21 protein-coding genes are annotated in these 20,567 nt (G+C 71.1%); 6 read left to right on the plus strand and 15 right to left on the minus strand.

Going from position 1 to position 20,567, the window contains the following annotated elements:
• Positions 1 to 31 precede the first annotated feature (31 nt).
• Positions 32 to 1,090, plus strand: a complete 1,059-nt coding sequence (gene pseI / locus P7A99_RS18135) for a pseudaminic acid synthase (RefSeq protein WP_277795162.1) — start codon at positions 32 to 34, stop codon at positions 1,088 to 1,090.
• Here the strand turns inward: pseI and P7A99_RS18140 are convergent.
• The 15 genes from P7A99_RS18140 to dnaG form a co-directional block, all read right to left on the minus strand.
• On the minus strand, positions 1,087 to 1,794 hold the full coding sequence (locus P7A99_RS18140) for a WbqC family protein (RefSeq protein ID WP_277795163.1): 708 nt from the start codon (positions 1,792 to 1,794) through the stop codon (positions 1,087 to 1,089). The genes pseI and P7A99_RS18140 overlap by 4 nt on opposite strands.
• The gene (locus P7A99_RS18145; protein ID WP_277795164.1) at positions 1,791 to 3,047 is read right to left on the minus strand and encodes a flagellin modification protein FlmF; all 1,257 of its coding nucleotides are present in this window, start codon (positions 3,045 to 3,047) and stop codon (positions 1,791 to 1,793) included. Before P7A99_RS18145 ends, P7A99_RS18140 begins: the two co-directional genes overlap by 4 nt.
• Positions 3,044 to 3,691, minus strand: coding sequence for a class I SAM-dependent methyltransferase (locus tag P7A99_RS18150; RefSeq protein WP_277795165.1), 648 nt, complete (start codon positions 3,689 to 3,691; stop codon positions 3,044 to 3,046). Before P7A99_RS18150 ends, P7A99_RS18145 begins: the two co-directional genes overlap by 4 nt.
• Before the next feature lie 141 nt (positions 3,692 to 3,832).
• Positions 3,833 to 4,549, minus strand: a complete 717-nt coding sequence (locus tag P7A99_RS18155; RefSeq protein WP_277795166.1) for a cytidylyltransferase domain-containing protein — start codon at positions 4,547 to 4,549, stop codon at positions 3,833 to 3,835.
• 9 nt (positions 4,550 to 4,558) lie between these two features.
• Positions 4,559 to 5,560 (minus strand): mitochondrial fission ELM1 family protein, encoded by a 1,002-nt coding sequence (locus tag P7A99_RS18160; RefSeq protein WP_277795167.1) that lies wholly within the window; start codon positions 5,558 to 5,560, stop codon positions 4,559 to 4,561.
• Positions 5,561 to 5,657: 97 nt separating this feature from the next.
• On the minus strand, positions 5,658 to 6,131 hold the full coding sequence (greA, locus tag P7A99_RS18165) for a transcription elongation factor GreA (RefSeq protein ID WP_058349843.1): 474 nt from the start codon (positions 6,129 to 6,131) through the stop codon (positions 5,658 to 5,660).
• Between the two features lie 153 nt (positions 6,132 to 6,284).
• Positions 6,285 to 7,898, minus strand: a complete 1,614-nt coding sequence (locus tag P7A99_RS18170; RefSeq protein WP_277795168.1) for a methyl-accepting chemotaxis protein — start codon at positions 7,896 to 7,898, stop codon at positions 6,285 to 6,287.
• The gene (locus tag P7A99_RS18175; protein ID WP_277795169.1) at positions 7,895 to 8,194 is read right to left on the minus strand and encodes a hypothetical protein; all 300 of its coding nucleotides are present in this window, start codon (positions 8,192 to 8,194) and stop codon (positions 7,895 to 7,897) included. Before P7A99_RS18175 ends, P7A99_RS18170 begins: the two co-directional genes overlap by 4 nt.
• A 202-nt stretch (positions 8,195 to 8,396) precedes the next feature.
• Complete coding sequence (locus P7A99_RS18180) at positions 8,397 to 9,062, minus strand: glutathione S-transferase family protein (RefSeq protein WP_277795170.1); 666 nt, start codon at positions 9,060 to 9,062, stop codon at positions 8,397 to 8,399.
• Between the two features lie 62 nt (positions 9,063 to 9,124).
• Entirely contained in the window at positions 9,125 to 10,216 is a 1,092-nt protein-coding gene (locus P7A99_RS18185) for an HPP family protein (RefSeq protein WP_277795171.1), read from the minus strand.
• Positions 10,213 to 10,494 carry a DUF1294 domain-containing protein gene (locus P7A99_RS18190; RefSeq protein WP_277795172.1) on the minus strand — a complete coding sequence of 94 codons (282 nt, stop codon included), beginning with the start codon at positions 10,492 to 10,494 and terminating at the stop codon, positions 10,213 to 10,215. Before P7A99_RS18190 ends, P7A99_RS18185 begins: the two co-directional genes overlap by 4 nt.
• The gene (locus tag P7A99_RS18195; RefSeq protein WP_277795173.1) at positions 10,491 to 10,940 is read right to left on the minus strand and encodes a hypothetical protein; all 450 of its coding nucleotides are present in this window, start codon (positions 10,938 to 10,940) and stop codon (positions 10,491 to 10,493) included. The genes P7A99_RS18190 and P7A99_RS18195 overlap by 4 nt, the downstream gene beginning before the upstream one ends.
• Positions 10,941 to 10,942: 2 nt before the next feature.
• Entirely contained in the window at positions 10,943 to 11,413 is a 471-nt protein-coding gene (locus P7A99_RS18200) for a DUF2269 family protein (protein WP_277795174.1), read from the minus strand.
• A complete protein-coding gene (locus P7A99_RS18205) occupies positions 11,413 to 12,702 on the minus strand; it encodes an SDR family oxidoreductase (RefSeq protein WP_277795175.1) in 1,290 nt (429 codons plus the stop codon). The genes P7A99_RS18200 and P7A99_RS18205 overlap by 1 nt, the downstream gene beginning before the upstream one ends.
• A gap of 245 nt (positions 12,703 to 12,947) precedes the next feature.
• Complete coding sequence (dnaG, locus tag P7A99_RS18210) at positions 12,948 to 14,852, minus strand: DNA primase (RefSeq protein ID WP_277795176.1); 1,905 nt, start codon at positions 14,850 to 14,852, stop codon at positions 12,948 to 12,950.
• A gap of 222 nt (positions 14,853 to 15,074) precedes the next feature.
• On the opposite strand from dnaG, the gene P7A99_RS18215 reads away from it, so the two are divergent.
• From P7A99_RS18215 to P7A99_RS18235, 5 genes are all read left to right on the plus strand, one after another.
• A complete protein-coding gene (locus P7A99_RS18215; RefSeq protein WP_277795177.1) occupies positions 15,075 to 16,007 on the plus strand; it encodes a BON domain-containing protein in 933 nt (310 codons plus the stop codon).
• A 219-nt stretch (positions 16,008 to 16,226) separates the two neighbouring features.
• A complete protein-coding gene (locus P7A99_RS18220) occupies positions 16,227 to 16,625 on the plus strand; it encodes a group III truncated hemoglobin (RefSeq protein ID WP_277795178.1) in 399 nt (132 codons plus the stop codon).
• Positions 16,626 to 16,630: 5 nt separating this feature from the next.
• The gene (locus P7A99_RS18225) at positions 16,631 to 17,326 is read left to right on the plus strand and encodes a 2OG-Fe dioxygenase family protein (protein ID WP_277795184.1); all 696 of its coding nucleotides are present in this window, start codon (positions 16,631 to 16,633) and stop codon (positions 17,324 to 17,326) included.
• A 90-nt stretch (positions 17,327 to 17,416) separates the two neighbouring features.
• Positions 17,417 to 19,342: an HWE histidine kinase domain-containing protein gene (locus P7A99_RS18230; RefSeq protein WP_277795179.1), complete on the plus strand. Its 1,926-nt coding sequence runs from the start codon at positions 17,417 to 17,419 to the stop codon at positions 19,340 to 19,342.
• Between the two features lie 255 nt (positions 19,343 to 19,597).
• Complete coding sequence (locus P7A99_RS18235; protein ID WP_277795180.1) at positions 19,598 to 20,374, plus strand: ImuA family protein; 777 nt, start codon at positions 19,598 to 19,600, stop codon at positions 20,372 to 20,374.
• Positions 20,375 to 20,567: the final 193 nt, after the last annotated feature.

A 20,567-nucleotide genomic window follows, 5' to 3' on the forward strand; every position in this document is an offset into this window, starting at 1 on the left:
ATAGGGGGACAAACCGCGTGAGTTTCCGCCCATGACCGCTTCGCCCGAAATCGAGATCGCCGGCCGCAAGATCGGTGCGGACCATCCACCCTATGTGATCTGCGAGCTGTCGGGGAACCACAACGGCAGCCTCGACCGCTGCCTGGATATGGTCGACGCCGCCGCCGACACCGGCTGCGACGCCATCAAGATCCAGACCTACACCGCCGACACCATCACGCTCGACGTCGACCGGCCCGAGTTCAAGATCCACGGCGGTCTGTGGGACGGGCGCAGCCTGTACGAACTGTACGAGGAGGCTCACACCCCGTTCGAATGGCACGCGGCCATCTTCGAGCGGGCCCGCAAGCGCGGCGTGACCATCTTTTCCAGCCCGTTCGACGAAACGGCGGTCGACCTGCTCGCTGGCCTGGACGCCCCGGCCTACAAGATCGCGTCGTTCGAGGCCGTCGACCTGCCGCTGATCCGCTATGCGGCCGCGCAGGGCAAACCGCTGATCATCTCGACCGGCATGGCCAACCTGGCCGAGATCGAGACCGCTCGGAACACCGCCCTGGAAGCCGGTGCGCCGGGCGTGCTGCTGCTGCATTGCGTGTCGAGCTATCCGGCGACCTTCGCCGACGCCAACGTGCGGACCGTGGCCGACATGGCCGCCCGCTTCGGTTGCCCGATCGGCCTGTCGGACCACACGCCGGGCACGGCGGCCTCTGTGGCGGCGGTGTCGGTCGGCGCCTGCGCGGTCGAAAAGCATTTCACCCTGGCCCGAGCCGACGGCGGCCCCGACGCCGCCTTCAGCCTGGAGCCGGCCGAGTTCAAGGCCCTGGTCGACGATACGAAGAACGCCTGGGCCTCGCTGGGCCGCGCCCACTACGACGTGCTGGGCTCCGAGCAGGGTTCCTTGCTGTTCCGCCGCTCGCTTTACGTCACCGCCGACGTGCCGGCCGGCGCGGTTCTAACCCGCGACAATGTCCGCTCGGTGCGTCCTGGCAACGGCCTGCCGCCGGCCGATCTCGACAAGGTTCTGGGCCGTCCCGCCGCCCGCGCCCTGACCCGCGGCGAGCCCCTGGCCTGGGACATGGTGGCCGGCTAGGCGGCCACCAGCCCCTTCAGGCCGCTCCAGCCGACGTTCATCAGGGCGTCGACGAAGCTCATATAGGGCGCGAACTCGGGCCGGCCCTGCGGGTACTCCGGAAGGCGGCAGGGCTTGAAGCGGACCGGGAAGCCGGCGGCGGCGAAGACGCCGTCCTCTTCCATGTAGTCGGCCGAGCCGGTCGGCGAGACGTACTCGGTAGCCTCGACCGCGCGGCAGATGGCCAGCAGGTGTTCGGAGCGGGCGCCGGCCGCGTTCAGGCTCGAGGCGCGGACGAAACGTGTCTCGATACCGATCTGCTCGGCCGCGGCCTGGGCCAGGCCGCAGGTCAGGTCGGCCAGGGCGCCGTCTGGCTCGCGGGCCAGATGTTCGGACACGAAAGAAAAGCCTTCCGTGAAGAACGGCCGCTTACAGTAGGCGTGGCGGATGGCGGCCAGGTGCTTGTCGCGCCAGGGCTGGCCGTCGTCGATGCGGATGGCGTGGATCGGCGTGTCGCGGTCGTGCTTTTTGACCGGAACCGTCAGCATGAGTTCGCCCTGGGCGGTGAGGATCCGGTTGCGCGACTGCCAGGAGCGGCGGGCGAACTGGACGTCGTCGAGAAACACGAAGACGTCGCTGGCCGCCATCAGCTGGAAATAGCCGAGATAGGGCAGATAGGTCGGCTGCATGATCGCCGCCGTCTTCGGGGGCGAGGCGGCGCTCATCCGGTCAGGGCCAGGCCGCCGGCGGCGGGGGCGGTCCAGGCCTGGGCGAGGGCGGCGTCGACCTCGGCCAGCTTGGCGCTCTTGCCGTAGGGCTCCCAGGCCCCGCAGACGAAGGCGGCGCCGAAGCGCTCGGTCAGCTTCGTGCGCAGCTGGCCAAGACCGGTGATGGCGTCGCGCGAATGATAGATCCAGCGCGGCTGGGCGCCCGAATGCAGCAGGGCGCCGGTCTTCAGCGATCCGAAGCCCGAAAGCAGGCCGCGGATCTCGCCGGGCAGGGCGCGCAGATCGGCCTCGTGCACGCACTCGGCCACCACCAGGGTCTTGCCGCCGCTTTCGTACAGATAGGCCCGGAAGCAGTCGCCCTTGGCCGTGAAGTTCTGGACGTAGACCGGGCAGGGGCCGTCGAACTCGGCTTCGAAGACGTAGGTGAAGAAGCTCTTCTTCACCAGCGAGGGGGTCGAAAGGCCCATCGGCTTGAACAGCGGCGTCGGATTGGCGGCCCAGACGACGGTGTCGCCCGCCGCGTGCTCGGCCATCACCTGGCGGGGCGAGATCAGGCTCTCGAAGCGGATGTCGACGCCCAGGGCTTCCAGCGCGCGGCGGCAGGTCTCGAACAGGGCCGTGAAGCCGCCGCTCGGCAGGCTGGCGGTGACGTTGGCGGTGCGGCCCGACAGGCCGCGCGGCACGCCGTACAGCTCGTCGGCCCATTCATTCGAGGCCTTGAGGGCGACCAGGGCCGGGGTCTCGGCGCCGGCCGGATAGACGCGGTTGATGGCCAGTGGGATAGCCGCCTCGCCGTGCACGGCGGCAAGGTCCGCGCCCAGGTGCCAGCGGCAGTATTCGGCCAGGGTCTCGGCGATGGGCGAGGGGTAGGCGGCGATGCGGTCGGCCAGGCTGTCGCCGGCCGGGCGGGCGATGCGCAGGCTGGCGCAGTCGACGGCCGGACCGCCGAAGTCCCAGGTGAAGACCCGCTTGCCCGCGCCGTCGAGGCTGAGCGAGCCGAAGCGGTTGTCGAAGGTCTCGAACGCCGCGCCCTGCGCCTTCAGGCGCTCGACCAGGGCGTCGCCCTGGGGGCCGAAATAGACGCAGCCGTCGCGCATCTCCGCGCCGTTCACGACCTTGGGGCGGGCCACCCCGCCCAGGGCGTCGAAGCGTTCATGCAGCTCGATGTTGCGCCAGCCCAGGCGATGGGCCTCGAAGGCGGCCATGATCCCGGTCAGGCCGCCGCCGACGATGCGGATGCGACCGCTCACGAGGCGGTCCCCCAGACCACGAGGTCGCTGTTGCGCGGCACGCGGACGCCGGCTTGCAGGTTGTCGAAGCTGACGCGGAAGACGTCGGGCTCGCGCAGGCCCAGCTCGTCGCGCAGGCGGTTCACCAGGCCCGCCTCGGTGTAGAACAGGTTGAAGAGGCCCGCTTCGCCGGTCTCCGGCGTGGCCAGGCGGAAGCCGTCGGGCTCCTCGGCGACGCCGCGGCCGTAGCGATAGTCGTCGACCAGACGGGTGCGCACGAACACCTCGGCGTTCGGGGCCAGCTTCTCGCGCACGGCGGTCAGCACCCGGTGGGCCTGGGCGTTGGTCAGGTAGCAGAGCAGGTTGGGGATCAGCAGGACGTCGATCGGGCCCTCGATTCCGTCGGGCAGGCCCAGCGACAGGTCGGCCTGGATCAGGGTCGCGGCTTCGCCGAGGTTCCAGCGGGCGTCTTCCAGCGCGGCGGCCGAATAGTCGACATTGACCAGGGTCCAGCCATAGGCGGCGTAGAGCGACAGGTTGTTGCCCGTGCCGCCGCCCAGCTCCACCACCTTGCCGGCGCGCTGGTGCAGGCCGCGCTTGAAGAAGTGGCGGGCGATGAACTCGTCGGGGTACTTCAGACCCCGGATGTCCGGCAGGGCGCGCATGTCCGTCCGCCCCCGAACCGGAGGCCCCTCAAAAGCTGGCGCGAACCGGTGGAGCGGTCGCGCCTACAGCCTGGGGCCGCTTTGCCGAATACTTTGTTAACCCTGTCCTTAAGGGATGGCGCGGGATTGTCGCACCTGACCTCAGGCCCGCCGGTCGCCGCCGTAGTTCAGCAGGTCTTGCCGGCTTCTCACAAAGGCCCGCACGTCGTTAGAGGTGAAGGCGCGGTTCTGCGGATAGAGCGCGTCATAGACCGCCGCCACGAAGGCGTAGTCGTCGGGCCGGTCGACGGTCCAGCGCACTTCCCCTTGGCCGGGGGCGTCCGGCAGCCAGGCCAGGTTCCAGCGGTCGGGATTGTTCCAGACGTCCCAGGTGACGTGCTCGCGGGCCTCGGGGCTGTCGGCCTGCGCGGCCGCGCGGCGCAGGCCGGCGGCGGTGATCACCTCGACGTCGAGACCCTTGGGGTAGGCCGCGCCCTCGGGGCTGTTGCTGGTGTAGTCGGCGCCCGACGACAGGTGCAGGTCGATGGTCGCGTCGATGATGGTCGGATCGGCCAGCGGGCAGTCGGCGGTCAGGCGCACCACCTGCTCGGCCGGATAGGCGTCCAGCGCGCCGACAAAGCGTTCGAGCACGTTGTCGAGCGGCCCGCGATGCACGGCGATTCCGTCGCGGCGCACCGCCGCCTCGATGGCGTCGTCCAGGGGATCGGTGCTGGTGGCGACCACCAGCCGGTCGATGCGGCGCGAGCGGGCGACGCGCTCGATCTGGCGGATGATCATCGGCGCGCGCACGATCGGCATCAGCACCTTGCCCGGCAGGCGGGTGGAGCTCATGCGGGCCTGCAGGACGGCGAGGATCATCGCGCCAGGCTAGGCTCCGGCCTTGCGGGCGTCCATCCGCGCCAGCACCTCGGCGGCGGCGCGGCCGGTCTCGTCGACCGGCTCGTAGGTCCAGCCGTGAAACGCGCCGCCATAGGGGCGGGCCGCGCCCTGGCGCTCCAGCTCCTCGTGGAAGAGGCGGAACTTCACGCTGTGGCCCTCCATCTTGAGGATGAACACCGGCTTGCCGGTCGAGGCGGCCTCGGTGGCCATGTTGGTCGAGTCCTCGGTGACGAGGATGTAGTCGGCCGCGGCCAGGAAGGCGAAGTAGGGGTTGGGGCCTTCGCCGTCCCAGATGATGCCGGGCAGGTCGCGCAGGCGTGCGGCCAGCAGGGCGCGGGCCGGCTCGGGCGTGCGGCGCGAGAAGGTCATCAGCAGGCTGCCGCCCTCCTGCTCCAGCGGCAGCTGGATCTCGTGCGCCATCTGGGCCGCGCGCTCGACCGGCAGGTCGAAGGCCTTGGACTTGCCGCCCAGCAGCACCGCCACGCGCGGGCGGGGCAGGGCCTCGATGGCGTCCTTGAACTTCTCGTACTCGGCGTCGAGGCGGGCTTGGCTGACCCGATGCGGCGAGCCGGTGATCGGCACCACGTTGTCGCCGGTCAGGCGGTCGTGCTTGGGCGGGATCACCAGGTCGAACATGTGGGCCGGGACGCGCGGGTCCTGGATCTGCACGACATAGGTCTTGCCGCCCGACCATTTCTTCAGGCGGATCGACAGGGGCAGGGTGGCGCGGCCGGCGGCGACCCACAGGTCGGGCCAGGGCGCGGTGATCTCGCTCTCGGGCGTCAGCCAGCGGCGCGGCAGCCAGGTCAGCCACCAGGGCAGGCGGCCGGTGCGGCCCTTCCAGGAGACGCGCTTGACCACGATCCGGGCCGGACGCTTGCGGGCTATGGCCTCGGCCAGGCCCACGGCCTGGGCCTCGATGCCGGCGCGACCGTCCGAGACGGCCCAGATGGTCAACGGTTCGGGACCTGGCGTCTGATTGGCGCTCATCGCTCCAGCCCTCAAAACGGCGAACGCCGCGGAACCACCCTGAACAGGCGACTCCGCGGCGATTGGCCGGACTTTATGGCGGGGTTAGGGCTGAAGCCTAGACCCACTCGACCTTGAGGATCTCGTAGGCCTTCACGCCGCCGGGCGTGTTGACCTCGACCACTTCGCCGACTTCCTTGCCGATCATGGCGCGCGACAGCGGCGAGCTCAGCGAGATGCGGCCCGACTTCACGTCGGCCTCATGGTCGCCCACGATCTGGTAGCGGGCTTCTTCTTCGGTGTCCTCGTCGACCACGCTGACCGTGGCGCCGAACTTCACCTGCGAGCCGGAGAGCTTCGAGACGTCGATGACCTGGGCGCGGGCGATCTTGTCCTCGATCTCGGCGATCTGGCCTTCGATCCAGCCCTGGCGTTCCTTGGCGGCGTGATACTCGGCGTTTTCCGAGAGGTCGCCGTGCGAGCGCGCCTCGGCGATCGCGGCGATCACGGCGGGCCGTTCGATCGTCTTCAAACGCTTCAGTTCTTCGTCGAGGGTTTGATAACCCACGACGGTCATCGGCACTTTTTCCATTGTGGATTTTAGCTCGGTTCGCCCTAAGGGAGGAAGACTTCCAGTCGCTGGCGATCGCGACCGGGGGCTGAGAGGATAGGCGCCGCATTCCGGATAAGCAAGCCTCACGCGCCCTAAGGGTTGCGTGGCCAAGCTGACGACGGCGGGTGGTCCTCAGGCCCGTCGCGGACCGCGCGTCGCCGTCGCCGCCAGGCGATCTCCCGGCAGCTGGAACTGGCCGACCAGGCGGGCCAGCTCGCCGGCGTCGTCGTTCAGCGCATGGGTGGCGGCGGCGGTTTCCTCCACCAGGCCCGCGTTCTGCTGCAGCACCTGGTCCATCTGATTCACCGCCGTGTTGACCTGGGTCAGGCCCTGGGCCTGGTGCTGGGCGCTGGCGGCGATCTCGGAGACCAGGCCGTCGATCTCGGCGATCTGCGAGACGATACGCTCCAGCGCCTCGCCAGTGCGGCCGACCAGCTCGACGCCTTCGCCGACCTGGCGGGTCGAGGTGGTGATCAGGGTCTTGATCTCCTTGGCGGCCTCGGCGGAACGCTGGGCCAGGGCGCGAACCTCCGATGCGACCACGGCGAAGCCCTTGCCGGCCTCGCCCGCACGCGCGGCCTCGACCCCGGCGTTCAGGGCCAGGAGGTTGGTCTGGAAGGCGATCTCGTCGATCACCCCGATGATCCGCGAGATCTGGGTGGCCGAGGTCTCGATCGCGCCCATGGCGTCGACAGCCTCGCCGACCACCTCGCCGGAGCGACGGGCGTCGTCGCGGGCGCGGGCCACGACGGCGGCGGCCTTGCGGGCGCCGTCGGCCGTCTGCCCGACCGTGGCGGTGATCTCGTCCATGGCGCTGGCGGTCTCGGCCAGGTTGGCGGCCTGCTGCTCGGTGCGGCGCGAAAGGTTGGCGGCGGCGTCGGCGATCTGGTCCGAGCCGTGGCGCACGCCCGAGGCGCGTTCGTCGATGATGGCCAGAGCCCCGGCCAGCTTTCCGGCCGCCTGGTTGAAGTCGGCGCGCAGCTGTTCGTAGGCTTCCGAGAATTCTTCGACCAGGCGCACAGAGAGGTCGCCCTTGGCCAGGCGCGACAGGCTGGCGGCGAGGGCGTCGACCATGTCGGCGCGCTGGCGTTCGGAGGCGGCCTGGACGGCGGCGTGGGCGATGCGGCCTTCCTCTTCCGAGCGGCGGGCGCTGTCGGCGGCGGCGTCGGCCTCGCGGGCCTCCTGCATCGCCGCCTCTGCCTTGGCGCGGGCGCGCTCGGCCAGGCCGATGACCCGGTGGATGCTCAAGGTCGCGGCGATCAGGGCGCCGGCCTCGACGATCAGGATGACGGCGTGGACCAGCACCCGGCCAAGGCTCGCTGAGCCGGGGAACACGGCGCTGGGCAGCAGGTAGCTGAGCGACAGGTGGTGCACGGCGACCGTGGCGGCGGCGGCGGCGATGACGGTCCAGTCGCAATAGACCACCAGCAGGGCCAGGGCGGCGAAATAGGCCATGTGCATGTCGATCTGCCAGTCGTGGCCCCCCAGGGCGGCGACCAGCAGCGAGACCTGGGCCATCAGCGCCACGCCCGACAGGATGCGGCCCGTGGCCGTCTCGCCGCGATGCAGGACGGCGCCGGCCGCCAGGGCGGTGACCATGATCGTGGCGACGGCCATGCCCGGCACGGGTTCGCCGACCAGGAAGCGGGCGGCGATGACGATCGGGGCCATCAGGGCGGTCAGCAGCAGGATCAGCCTGCCGCCCGAGCGGCGCTGCGCGTCGAGGTTCGAGGGCTTCGTGCTCATGGACGGGGCTCCAGGACGGTCTTGGCGCAGACGCCGGCGGCGTCGGGGTCGAGCAGGGCTATGGCGCCGGCGGCGCGCAGGCGGCCGCCCAGCGTGGCCGGGTCGCCGCGCAGGATCAGGATGAAGGGAACCGCGCCGGCGCCGGATATGTCGCCGGCCGAGGTGGCGGCGCCGGCGGCGCGGGCGGGGGTCCACCAGGGGGGGAACAAGGCGGCCACGCGTCCGGGGTCGCGCGGCGAGGCGCTGGACAACGTTACGGCCAGTAGAGTGACGATGATCGCGGAGGTTGCGGCCAATGTCCGACCGAGAGCGTGAAGCAGATCACGCCAGGTTCGAACACGCGACAGGGACAACCTTGATCTCCGGGCAAGCTTAGCCATGGACTGGCGGCTTCTAGGGAGAGGTTTTGCGCATCCGTGGTGTGTGAAGTCTTAAGATCGCGGCCGAGCGTCGCCGTGTCGCAGGCGCAAGCTCGGCCGTGAGTTGCAGAACTTCCTGTCAGTCGGCGTAGGCGTACTCGCCGCCGCGCTGAAGGGCGGCGCGATAGGCCGGACGGGCATGGATGCGGTCGAGGAAGGCCTTCACCTTGGGGCGCGATCCGGCTCCGGCGCGCGACACGGCGGCTTCGAGCGGGAAGCTCATGATCACGTCGGCGGCGGTGAATTCCGGGCCGGCGAACCATTCGGACTTGGACAGCTCGCCGTTCCAGTAGTCGATGTGGCTCTTCAGCTGCGGATCGACGAAGCCCGACTGGGCCTTGGCGGCGATGGTCTTGACCAGGCCCTTCAGCAGTCCCGGGGCGCGGGCGGGCAGGGCGGTGAAGACCAGCTTCAGCAGCAGCGGCGTCATGGCCGAACCTTCGGCGTAGTGCAGCCAGTAGGTGAAGCGAAGGCGCTCGGGCGTGCCGGCCGGCGGAATCAGGCGGCCGTTCCCGTAGGTGTCGAGGATGTATTCGATGATGGCGCCGGTCTCGGCGATGGTCTTGTCGCCGTCGGTGATCACCGGCGACTTGCCCAGCGGGTGGATGGCCAGCAGTTCGGGCGGGGCCAGCATGGTCTTGGCGTCGCGCTCGTAGCGCTTGACCTCGTAGGGGACGCCCAGCTCCTCCAGCAGCCACAGCACGCGCTGGCTGCGCGAGTTGTTCAGGTGGTGGACGACGAGCATGGCGTTTCCCCTATGGATTTGCCTCAGCATGGCGCGGCGACGCGCGCGTCAGTCAAGCGTCGTCACAGCACGCTCTCGACGATGTGGGCGCGATAGAGCACGGCGATCAGGTCGGTCTGGGTGATCACGCCCACCAGCCGGCGGTCGCCGTCGACGACCATGGCCTCGTGGGTCTGGCCGCTGGAGAGGATCGGCAGCAGGGCGGCGATCGGCGTGCCCTCGCGCACCCGGTGAACGAACGGGTCAAGCGCGGCCTCGACCGTGCGGCGGCGGTTGGCCTGCAGTTCGGCGCGGCGGGCCATGCCGATGACGCGGCCGTCCTCGTCGACCACCGGGGCGGCGCGCAGGTCGTGGCTCTGCAGGAAGGCCAGGGCGCTTTCGGCCGACTGGGTGCGGTCGAGGCGGATGACGTCGCGCGACATCACCTCGCCGCAGCGGATCTGCGAATGCAGGCGCTGGTGGGCCTGGATCTCGACCTCGCGGAACAGGACGTCGAGGTCCTCGCGGCTGACGTCGAGCAACTCGCCGTAGCGGGCCAGGGCCTTGTCGAGGTCGCCGGCGTCATAGCCGATGCGCGAGGCGGGCAGGGGATCGGCCGTGCCGTGGGGACTCGGCGGCGGGGCGGGGGCCCTGTGCGGATAGGAGCGGCCGACCAGCCGGTTCCAGGCCATGCCGGCGCAGACCAGCAGCACCGAATCCACGGCCACCGGATTGAGCGCGAAGAGGTAGCCGGCCTTGGTCACGGCCGGTCCGCCGATGACGGTGATCAGCGCCACCGCGCCGCCAGGCGGATGCAGGCAGCCCAGCAGGATCATAGCGGCGATCGCCAGGCCCACGGCCAGGGGGGCTGCGACCAGCGGCTGGTTCGGCAGCAGCATGGCCACGGTTATGCCGATGAAGGCCGAGACGACGTTGCCGCCGATCACGCCGCGCGGCTGGGCCAGCGGACTGGCGGGAACGGCGAAGATCAGCACCGCCGAGGCCCCGATCGGCGCGACCAGCAGCGGATGCAGCCAGTCGCCGCCGCCGACCGCGAAGCGTCCCAGGAGGCCCGCGAACAGCAGGCCCAGCAGCGCGCCGCCGCCGCCCTTCAGGGCGTCCAGCGGGCGGATGGGGGTCTTGCCGCGGAGCAAGGTCAGAAGGCGCTGGGTCATGGGGCTCGATAGGCCAGAACGACGAGGCCGGCGACCGCGCAGGCCTGGGCGAAGACGATCAGGGTCAGCCAGGCGCCGAACGGCTGCTTGCGGGTCTTGTGGCGCAGCCAGCGCTGGGCCAGCAGCGCGCCGGGCGCGGCGCACATCGCCGCCGACAGCAGCAGCACGCGCTCGGGCACGCGCCGCTCGCCGTGCACGGCGGCGGCCTTGTCGTGGGCGAACAGCAGGAAGCAGAACAGGTTGGCCGCCAGCAGGGCCAGGGTGAGGATCAGGGTCACCGCGCGTGCTCCGGCGGGCCGTGGTCCAGCGGTGCGAGGTCGGGCTCCATCCAGCCGCGACGGGCCTCGACGCTGAACAGCCGTTCGCGCGACCAGAAGCCCAGCGGCCAGGCCTTGTCGCCCAGCGGCGTGGCCAGCAGGCGGGCGGCGGCTTCGCCGTCGTCGAGCTCTGCCGGCTGGGCGGTCACGAAGCCCCGGATGGCGGCCAGATAGGCCTGGGTGATGGTCTCGTGATAGCCGTTGGCGTCGTCGTTCACCCCGCCGACGGCCTCGTTGTAGGCGCGGATGATCCCCGGCAGGTCGCGCTCCAGCCCCGCGTTCCGAGTGCGCACCAGGCGCAGGGTGGCCGTCAGGTGGGCGGCGTGGGTCCATTCGGCCTTGGGCAGGCTGCGGTCCAGCAGCCGTTCGGCGAGGCGGGCAACTTCAGCGGTCGTGTAGGCGGTCATGGTCAGAAGCTCGGCTTGGCCAGCATCAGCCAGACGATGGCCAGCACGGCGGCGAAGGCGGGGAAGCCTAGCACGAACCACATGCGGAACAGGCGGTGGTAGCGCTCGGGCAGGGGCTCGCCGGCCTTGGCGGCGGCGTCGGCCAGGTCGCGCAGGCGGATCTGGATCCAGACCACCGGCAGCCAGCACAGCCCGGTGACCACGTAGAGCACTAGGCTCAGCCCGATCCAGCCGCTGAACAGCGGATAGCCGACCACATGGGCCAGGGCGGCGCCGGTGATCGGCTGGATGACCACGGCGGTGGCGGTGAACACGGTGTCGGCGATCACCACCACCCGGGCGGTATGGGCGATCAGGGCCGGCTGGCCGGTGCGGTGGGCCATCAGCATGAAGAAGGCGATGCCGGCCCCTGTGCCCAGCAGCACGGTGGCGCCGACCACGTGGGCGGCCTTCAGCAGGAGATAGAGGTCCATCAACGTTCGTCCAGCAAAGCGAGGGCGGCGATCGCCAGCACGGCGGCGGGAATGCTCTTCACCAGCGGGCCCAGCGGATCCAGCCACAGGTCGGGGCGCACGATCGCCCCGCCCGCCAGGTAGCCGGCGGTGACGGCGATCATGCCCAGCAAGGCCAGGCGCGCGGTGCGGCGATGGGCGACCATCAGGGCCAGGGCGACATCGACGATCCCGCCGCCGATCACGAAGGTCCTGGCGAGGTGTTCGGGCATGTCGGCGCTGGTCAGCAGGGCGACGGCGGCGTCGCGGCTCACCGTGATCCCGATCAGACCCGAGACCAGCCAGAAGGCGCAGAGGGTCGCCAGGATCAGCGGCTTGGCCAGCCAGGCCTTGGCGAACCAGCGCTCCTGCACGCCCGACGGCATGGCCGCCAGAATCTGGTCGAGAGACTTGGGAACCAGGCCCAGCCGCGCGGCGTCGGCGCTGTCGCCGGCCACGCCCAGGCGCAACTGCTGAAGGGCGGCGCTGCGCATCGGGCTGCGCCAGCCGAGGAAGGCCAGGGCGTCGGCGGCCTTGGCCGGGATCGCCGCTACGGCGGGCGGCAGGGCGATGACGGGGGCGGGGGCCAGGCCCAGCCAGCCGCGCAGCCGGATCAGCAGGTCGGAGAGGGCGATCGGTTCGGCATGGACGAGGTCGAGGCTCTGGCCGGACGCGGTCTCGGGGCGGATCGCGGTCGCCACCGCGGCGGCGACGTCCTCGGCGGCCACGACCTGGACGCGGGCCTGCGCATGCACGGCGGGGATCGCCAGCGGGAACGCCGCCAGCGCCCGCAGCAGCGCCGTTCCGCCATAGGCCGCCGGCGCGATCACCAGGCCAGGCTTGAGGATGATCCAGTCGATGGCGCTTTGCGCGATCAGGCTTTCGGCCGCCTGCTTGGTGGCGCCGAAGGGATCGGCGCGGCCCGGCGCGACGCCGGCCGCCGAGATGTGGACCAGGCGCGCGCCGGTCGCGTCGCAGGCTTCGATCAGGCGGGCGACGGCGTCGGCGTGGACGGCCTTCAGGTCGTCGCGCGGGCCGTCCTGCAGGGCGCCGGCGCAATTGACCACGGCGTCGGCGCCGGTCAGCAGGGCGGTCCAGTCGGCGGCGGTGGCGGTGCGCAGGTCGGCGGCGCGCCAGTCGACGCTCGGGAATCGCCGGCGGGCCTGGGTCAGGTCGCGGCCGACCCCGACCACCGCATGGCCGTCGGCCAGCAGGCGGGCGGTCACGTAGGATCCGATCAGCCCGTAGGCTCCGACGACGACGATGCGCATGGCGGCGTTGTTAGCGGGTTGCAGCTTGGCGGTGAAGGGCGCGCTCGCGAGGAGCCTCTCGCCGGGAGGAGGTTCCTTAACTCGCTTTCCTCGCCCTTGTGGCGAGGATCCATGGTTCAGCCGCTCAGACCTTTCGAGCACGGTCTTTGTCTGAGCAGCCGCCGGCATGGGCCCTCGCCACGAGGGCGAGGGAGGCGGGGTTTTTGTCGGGCGAGGAAAGTCGAGCTCGGGAAGGTCGAGGTTTCTCAGTGCGCCGGCTGCCAGAATTCCAGGTTGCTGATCTGGCGTTCGAGGATGGCGATGCGGTCGCGCAGGTCGCGGGTGGCGGTCAGGCTGGCGGCGGTGACCGGCTCCTCGCGCATGGCCCGAAGGGCGCGTTCGGCGTCGCCAACCTCGACGATGGCCTCGTAGCAGGCGGCCCACAGGGCGCGGGCCCGCTCGCGCTCCATCTTGGGATCGAGGAACGGCGGCTTGAGGGTCTGGGCCAGGCGGTCGAGCTCGGCCAGTTCCTCGCCCCGGCCCTTGCGGACCAGGATGTCGCGGAACGGCGTGTCCTCGCTGATGTCGTCGATCAGCGCCTCGAAGATCTCGTGGGCCAGGCCCTTGAGGCGCGCCTCGCCAAAGCCGATCCGCTCCAGCGCCTCGTCATAGGGACGCGCCCAGCCCGGATGGTCGACGGCCGCGATGGCCACGGCCGCGTGGAAGGGGTTCAGCCTGCGGCCGATCTGCTCGCGGGCGACGCCGCGAATGCCGGGATCGGGCGGACCGCGCTCGCGGCCTTTCCAGCCGCCGCCACCGCCGCCGCGAGGGGTGAACGGGCGATCACCCTGACCGCCGCCTTGCCCGCCGCCATAGGCCGGCTTGGGGAACAGCAGGTCGAGCTTGGCGTAGAGGTCGTCCTTGTAGGCGCTGGCCAGGTCCTTGTCGGCGATCGTGCCGGCCGCCGCGCGCAGGCGCTGCTTGAGGCCCGCCTTGCGCTCGGGCGTGTCCAGCGGCTCCAGGTCGCGCTCGCGCACGAACAGCGCCTCGACGAAGGGCGTGGTCTGGGTGACCTGGGCCTTCAGCGCCGCAGGGCCCTGCTCGCGCAGCACGTCGTCGGGGTCCTTGCCGCCGCTGACGATCGAGAACCGGAACGAGCGACCGGGCTTGAGCAGGGGCAGGGCGCGGTCGATGGCGCGGCTGGCGGCGCGCTGGCCGGCCTTGTCGCCGTCGAAGCAGAGCGTCGGCTCGGGATGCAGGCGCCACAGGGCCTCCATCTGCTCCTCGGTCAGGGCCGTGCCCATGGCCGCCACGGCCGCAAGGCCCGCGCGCTGGCAGGCCACGACGTCCATATAGCCCTCGACCACCAGCATCGGGGTCTGTTCGGTCGGCGCGGCGGCCTGGGCCGCGTGCAGGATCTTGCGGGCGTCGTAGAGGCCGTAGAGCACCCGGCTCTTGTGGAAGAGGCTGGTCTCGGGGCCGTTCAGGTACTTGGCGCGGGCGTTGGGATCCATGGCCCGGCCGCCGAACGAGACGACCTTGCCGCGGGTGTCGGTGATCGGAAAGATGATCCGGTCGCGGAAGCGGTCGTAGGGCGCGCCGCCGTCCTCGGGGGCGATCAGCAGGCCCGCTTCGACCAGGTCGCCCGGCTTGGCGCCCTTGGCGACCAGATAGTCCTTCAGCGCCGTGCGGCCGTTCGGCGCGAAGCCGATGCGGAAGCGGCTCCACTGGTCTTCGGGCAGGGCGCGGCGGTCGAGATAGGCGCGGGCGTCCTTGCCCACGGGGCGGCGCAGCTCGGCCTCGAACCAGGCCGCCGCCAGCTCCATCCAGTCGCCCAGCCCCGCGCGCTTGCGGTCGTCCTGGGCGGCGCGGGCGTCGGGCTCGGGCAGGCTCATGCCGGCCTCGGCGGCCAGCCGCTCGACCGCCTCGGAGAAGGTGAGGCGCTCGGTCTCCTGCAGGAAGCTGATGATGTCGCCGTGCTTGCCGCTGGAGAAGCAGTGATAGAAGCCCTTGTCGTCGTTGACGAAGAACGAGGGGCTCTTTTCCTTGGTGAAGGGCGACAGCCCCGCATACTCGCGACCCTGCCGCCGCAGCTTCACCGTCTTTCCGACCACGTCGGAGGGGCGAAGTCGGGACTTCAGTTCTTCAAGGAAGCGGTCGTCGAAGCGCATGGCGAATTGGCCCCAACATAAGCTTCCCCGCGCGCGAAGGCACGCCTTGCCGGCCGACAATCTACAGGCCGCCGTCGACCTATCCCGTACTCATCCACAGATGGCTGACGCCGCGCCCAAAGAAGCGTCGCATTAGGAACAGGCCTTTCGGCCCCTCCGTTCTCTCGGCCGTGGGACGCCTCGACGCGTCCCGACGCCACATGAGAGCCACGGAGAAGACTGATGCCCGAGTCCCGCTGGAACGACCGTGAAGGCCGCTTCGAGATCGATCGCGACCGAGATTTCGACGACGAGCGCGGCTACGGCTACGACGCCTCGCGCCGCCATGACCGCTACACCCAGGATCCCGACTGGCGCGACCGCTACGCCGCCCGCGAGCAGCGCAGCTACGGCGAGCCTCGTCACCGGTCATCTGGCCGGGCGGAACTGCGGCGGGCCATCAGCCAGGGCGGCGACATCGGCTATGGCTCGATCCGCTCGGGCTCGGACTACGCCTCGGGCCGGGGCTATCGCGCGCCGGGCGACTACGGCCAGGTGGGCGGCTTCGACTTCGGCGGCTCTACCGCGGACTACGGCGGGGGCGGCTATCGCGGCGAGGCGCCCGACTATGGCGACCGCGCCTATTTCGACCGTGGCCGGGAGCGCGAGCGCAACTACTACACGGATGGTCCGGGACGGGGTCGCTATGACCGTGAGCACTGGGCCTATGCCCGCCATCCGCGCGATCGCCACGACGAGGATCGCGGCTGGTTCGACCGGGCGCGCGACGAGGTCTCGGCCTGGATGGGCGATCATGACGCCCAGCGTCGCCGCGAGCACGACGCGGCCGTCCGGGCCGACCATCGCGGCCGCGGTCCCAAGGGCTATCGTCGCTCGGACGAGCGCATCCGCGAGGACGTCAGCGACCGGCTGACCGACGACGGCTGGCTGGACGCCTCGGCCATCGAGGTGGCGGTCAAGGACGGGGAGGTGACGCTGAGCGGCACGGTCCACGCCCGCGACGACAAGCGCCGGGCCGAGCTGCTGGCCGAGAGCGTCTCGGGCGTCGACAACGTGCAGAACAACCTGCGCCTGGATCGCGGGCCGGAAGCCAAGGCCGGCGACTGGACCCTGCAAGGCAACGCGCCACAGCAGGGCTTGAGCGGCAAGGCATAGGGCAGGCCCCGCACTCTCATCCGAGCATCCCCGCGCAGGCGGGGATCCAAGCCGAGTCCGGTGATGGTCCACGACCGCGCCTGATCCTGAAAGTCAGCTTGGGTCCCCGCCTTCGCGGGGACAGTCGGATAAAGGGAAACCGGACAGCTGAAGTTTTCTGGAACCCTAAGTGATAATCCCTAGCTTGGCTGGCGGGCCGCTTGGGACCATCTAGGGGCCATGTCCGAGCCCGCCCTCAAAGAACCGACCTTTACCGACGCCGAGATCGACGCCCTGGTCGAGGCCTTCTACGCCAAGGTCCGCCGCCATCCGCGCATCGGGCCGGTGTTCAACGGCCAGATCGCCGAGGACGCCTGGCCCCATCACATGGCCACGCTGAAGGACTTCTGGGCCACGGTGCTGCAGGGCTCGGGACGCTACAAGGGCTCGCCCATGGCGGTGCACCAGCGCATCGAGGGCTTCCAGGAGTGGATGTTCACGCCGTGGCTGAACCTGTTCCACGCCACCTGCGTGGAGCTGTTCGACGCCCCGCGCGCCGCCATCGTCGGCCAGAAGGCCGAGCGCATCGCCCGCTCGCTGCGGCTGGGCCTGTTCTTCCGGCCGGGAGCCCCGGCGTGAGCGGGATCTCGAAAAGCGTCGAGGCGGAAGGCTTCGCCATCGTCCCGGCCGCCGACACGCGCGCGCTGCTGGGCGACCTGCCGAACTGGGACCTCTTCGCCGACAGCTGGAACGACCTGGGCGTCGACGGCTTCATGGCCGACGGCGGGCGCTATCGCCGCCGGCGGTTCGCGGCCTTCGCTGCGTCGGCGGACGGAACGATCGCGCGCAAACCGCACCAGCCGCACTACCAGAGCCGCGACTACAACGCCCTGAACGGCGGCGTGCAGAGGTGGTTCGAGCCAGTGACGCAAGGGATCGCCGAGCATCCGGTGACGCAAGGCCTGCTGAAGGCGGGGCTGGAGCTTTTCCATCCTCTGACCGTCGATCCGCCCGCGGCCTGGCATGTGGAGCTGCACCAGTTCCGCATCGAGGCCCATGACGGCGAGGCTGGTTTGCCCACGCCCGAGGGCGCGCATCGCGACGGCGTCGACTGGGTGATCGTCATGCTGGTCGAGCGCTGCAATGTGGCCAGCGGCGTCACCGACATCTTCGCCCCCGACGGTCGGTCCCTGGGCTCGTTCACCCTGACGCAGCCGGGCGACGCGGTGTTCATCGACGATCATCGCGTGCTGCACGGGGTGACCGCGATCTCGCCGCTGGCAGCCGGGCAGGAGGCGCGGCGCGACGTGCTGGTGGTGACCTTCCGGCGCGAGGACTAAAGCGCCCGGGGCGCGACCGTTTGTCTCACTCCACCTGCGGAGGTGGCCGTGCAAGCCTGCCGCTCCTTCGCGAAACGAGCGCCGTAATCCATGACCGACGACGCCCTTTCGCCCTCCCACGCCGGTCGACGGGACACCTTCTCGGCGACCATGGCCGACGCGGTGCCGATCCTGATCGGCTATGTCGACGCCGACCGCCGCTACCGCTTCGTCAACCGCGCCTACGAGACCTGGTTCGGCGTTCGCCGCGAGGACATCGAGGGCAAGTCCCTGCTCGAGGTGATGGGGGCGGACGCCTATGAACGCGTGCGCGACCATGTCGACGGCGCCCTGGAAGGCCAGAGCCTGACCTTCGAGGGCGAGGTTCCCTACCAGGCCGCCGGCCTGCGCCATGTGGAGGCCAAGTACGTGCCCGACGTGGCGCCGGGCGGCGCCGTGCTCGGCTACTACGTGCTGGTCACCGACATCTCGGCGCGCAAGCGGGCCGAGGCCGAGCTGGCGCGCCTGCTGGTGCGCGAGCGGCGGCGGGCCCTGATGCTGGACCTTGGCCGACAGCTGCGCGAGGAGAGCGACGTCGCCGCCATCGCCGACAAGGCCTGCGCCGTGCTGGCCGCGCAGCTGGGCGCCCAGCGCGCCGGCTATGCCGAGGTCGATCTCGCAGGCGTCTCCACCCAGATCATCGGCGAGTGGGGCGGGCAGGGCGTGCAGCCCCTGGTCGGACCGCTGTTCGTGCTCGACGACTTCGGCCCGGCGATGAGCGATGATTTGCGGGCCGGGGTGCAGGTGGTGATCGACGACGTCCGCGAGGACGTGCGCACCCGCCACAGCCTGGAAGCCTACGCCGCGCTCGACATCCGCGCCTTTGTGGCCGTGCCGCTGGTCAAGGCCGGGCGGCTCGTCTCCTACCTCTTCGTCTGCCAGGAATGCGCCCGCACCTGGGGCGTCGACGAGGTGGCCTTCGTCGGCGACGTGGCCGAGCTGATCTGGGCCGCCAGCGGCCGGGCCCGCGCCGACGCCGCCCTGCGCCAGGCCGAGGAGACCGAGCGCCTGCTGATCCGCGAGGTCGACCACCGGGCCAAGAACGTGCTGGCGGTGGTGCAGTCGCTGGTCCAGCTGACGCCCTTCGTCGACAAGCGCCAGTACGTCACCGCGCTCAGCGGCCGCATCGGCTCGCTGGCCCGCTCGCACAGCCTGCTGTCGACCACCCGCTGGACCGGGGCGGTGCTGCGCACCCTGCTGGAGCAGGAGCTGGAGGCCTACAGCGTCGAGCACGAGAGCCGGGTGGTGCTGGACGGACCGCCGGTGCTGATCCGCGCCGAGGCCGCCCAGTCGCTAGGCCTGGTCGTGCACGAACTGGCCACCAACGCCAGCAAGTACGGGGCCCTGTCGGCGCCCGGCGGCGTGCTGGAGGTGGCCTGGACCTGGGAGGCCGGGAGTCTCGTCATCGACTGGCGCGAGGGCGGCGGCCCGCCGACCATTGCTCCGGCGCGGCGCGGCTTTGGCTCCACCCTGATTCAGAACGCCGGCAAGCAGCTGGGCGCCCAGGTCTCGCACCACTGGCGGCCCGAGGGCCTGCATTGCCGGATCGAGCTGTCGCGCGGCGCTCTGCCCCATGCCGGCGGCGGCGAGCGCTCGGCGGCGACGACCGGCGCCGCGCCTGACGGCGGTCTTCAGGACCAGCGGGTGCTGGTGGTCGAGGACGAGGCCCTGGTGGCCATGGAGCTGGCCCGCGTGCTGGCCCTGGCCGGCGCCCAGGTGGTCGGCCCCGCCGGCGACGTCGAAGAGGCGCTGGAGCTGATCGAGAGCAGCCTGATCGACCGCGCCGTGCTCGACGTGAACCTGGGCGGCCGGCTGGTCACGCCGGTGGCCAAGGCCCTGGCCGAGCGGGCCATCCCCTTCGTCTACCTGACCGGCTACCAGGAGCCCGGCCTCGACGACGGCCCGGTGCTGCACAAGCCCGCCGCTCCCGAGGCGCTGGTCAGCGCCCTGGCGGGACGGCGCGTGGAGCGGGTCTAGGGCTGTTCTCCCAAACTCTCGTCATTCCCGCCCTCGTGGCGGGAACCCCTGGTTCCGCACGCACGTGAAGTGCAAGCGGATCGCTGGCGATCCGTCCCATCCGCCCTTGCGGCTGAGAGAGGGTTTCCCGCCACAAGGGCGGGAATGACGGGATGAAGAGGGGCGCGCAGACGCCTCCCGGCGACACCCCGCCGCATCTCCCACCTTGACTCCCGCGTCCATCAAGATCAGAACAAAGTGGGAACGGAGGTCGCCATGCCCGGCTCGCGCGAGGCGCGTATCGAGGCCCTGAGAGGTCGGATCGCCGCCATCGAGGCGGGGACTCGGACTCCGACTCCGGTCCTGCCGTTCGGTGACTGGCGCATCGACTCCCACCTGCCCGGCGGGGGGCTGCCCAGGGCCGGCTGGCACGAGGTGGTCGGCGAGGGGCTGGAGGGCGAGAGCGGGGCGGCGACTGCGGCCTTCGCGGCGCTGCTGGCCCGGCCGAGAGCCGCCAAGGGCGCGGTGGTCTGGGTGCTGCGGCGCTCGGACCTCTATGTCCCGGGCCTGGTGAACCTGGGTTTTCCGGTCGAGCGGCTGGTGATGGTGCGGGTGCGCGACGAGGCCGAGGGCCTGTCGGTGCTGGAGGACGCCCTGGCCACGCCCGGCGTCGCGGTCGCCATCGGCGAGGCCGAGGCGCCCGACCTGGTGGCCGGCCGCCGGCTGCAACTGGCCTGCGAGCGGGCGGGGGGCTTCGGGGTCGTGCTGCACCGCCGGCCCTATGGCGGCCCGGCCAAGGGCGCGACCGGCTCGGCCGCTTTCAGCCGCTGGCGGGTGGGGCCGGCGCGGGGGCGCGCGCCGCCGGATGGGCTGGGGCTTGGCCCGCCCGCCTGGCGCGTGGCGCTGGAACGCTGCCGTGGCGGACGCCCGGGAGCGTGGATCCTGGAACATTCGGAGGCCGACCATGGCCCGCATCCTTTCCGTGTGGTGTCCGAACTGGCCGATCACGACCTGGCGCCGGCATCACCCGAACGCCTTCTCGCCGCCGGCTGAGGGGGAGAGCAGCAAGACCCTCCCCCTGAAGGGGGAGGTGGCCGCGAAGCGGTCGGAGGGGGAAGCGGTCTCCGCCTCAGCAGCAACTTGCCCCCCCCGCGCCGGCGGCGACACCGCCCCCCGCAGGGGGGGGGTGTCCGGCCATCCCCCCGAAGCCCCTAGCGGCTCCGGGCGAGGGACCCGCCGCCAGGGC

It is taken from the genome of Caulobacter endophyticus (assembly GCF_029543245.1).
GTDB classification, from domain to species: Bacteria; Pseudomonadota; Alphaproteobacteria; order Caulobacterales; family Caulobacteraceae; genus Caulobacter; species Caulobacter endophyticus_A.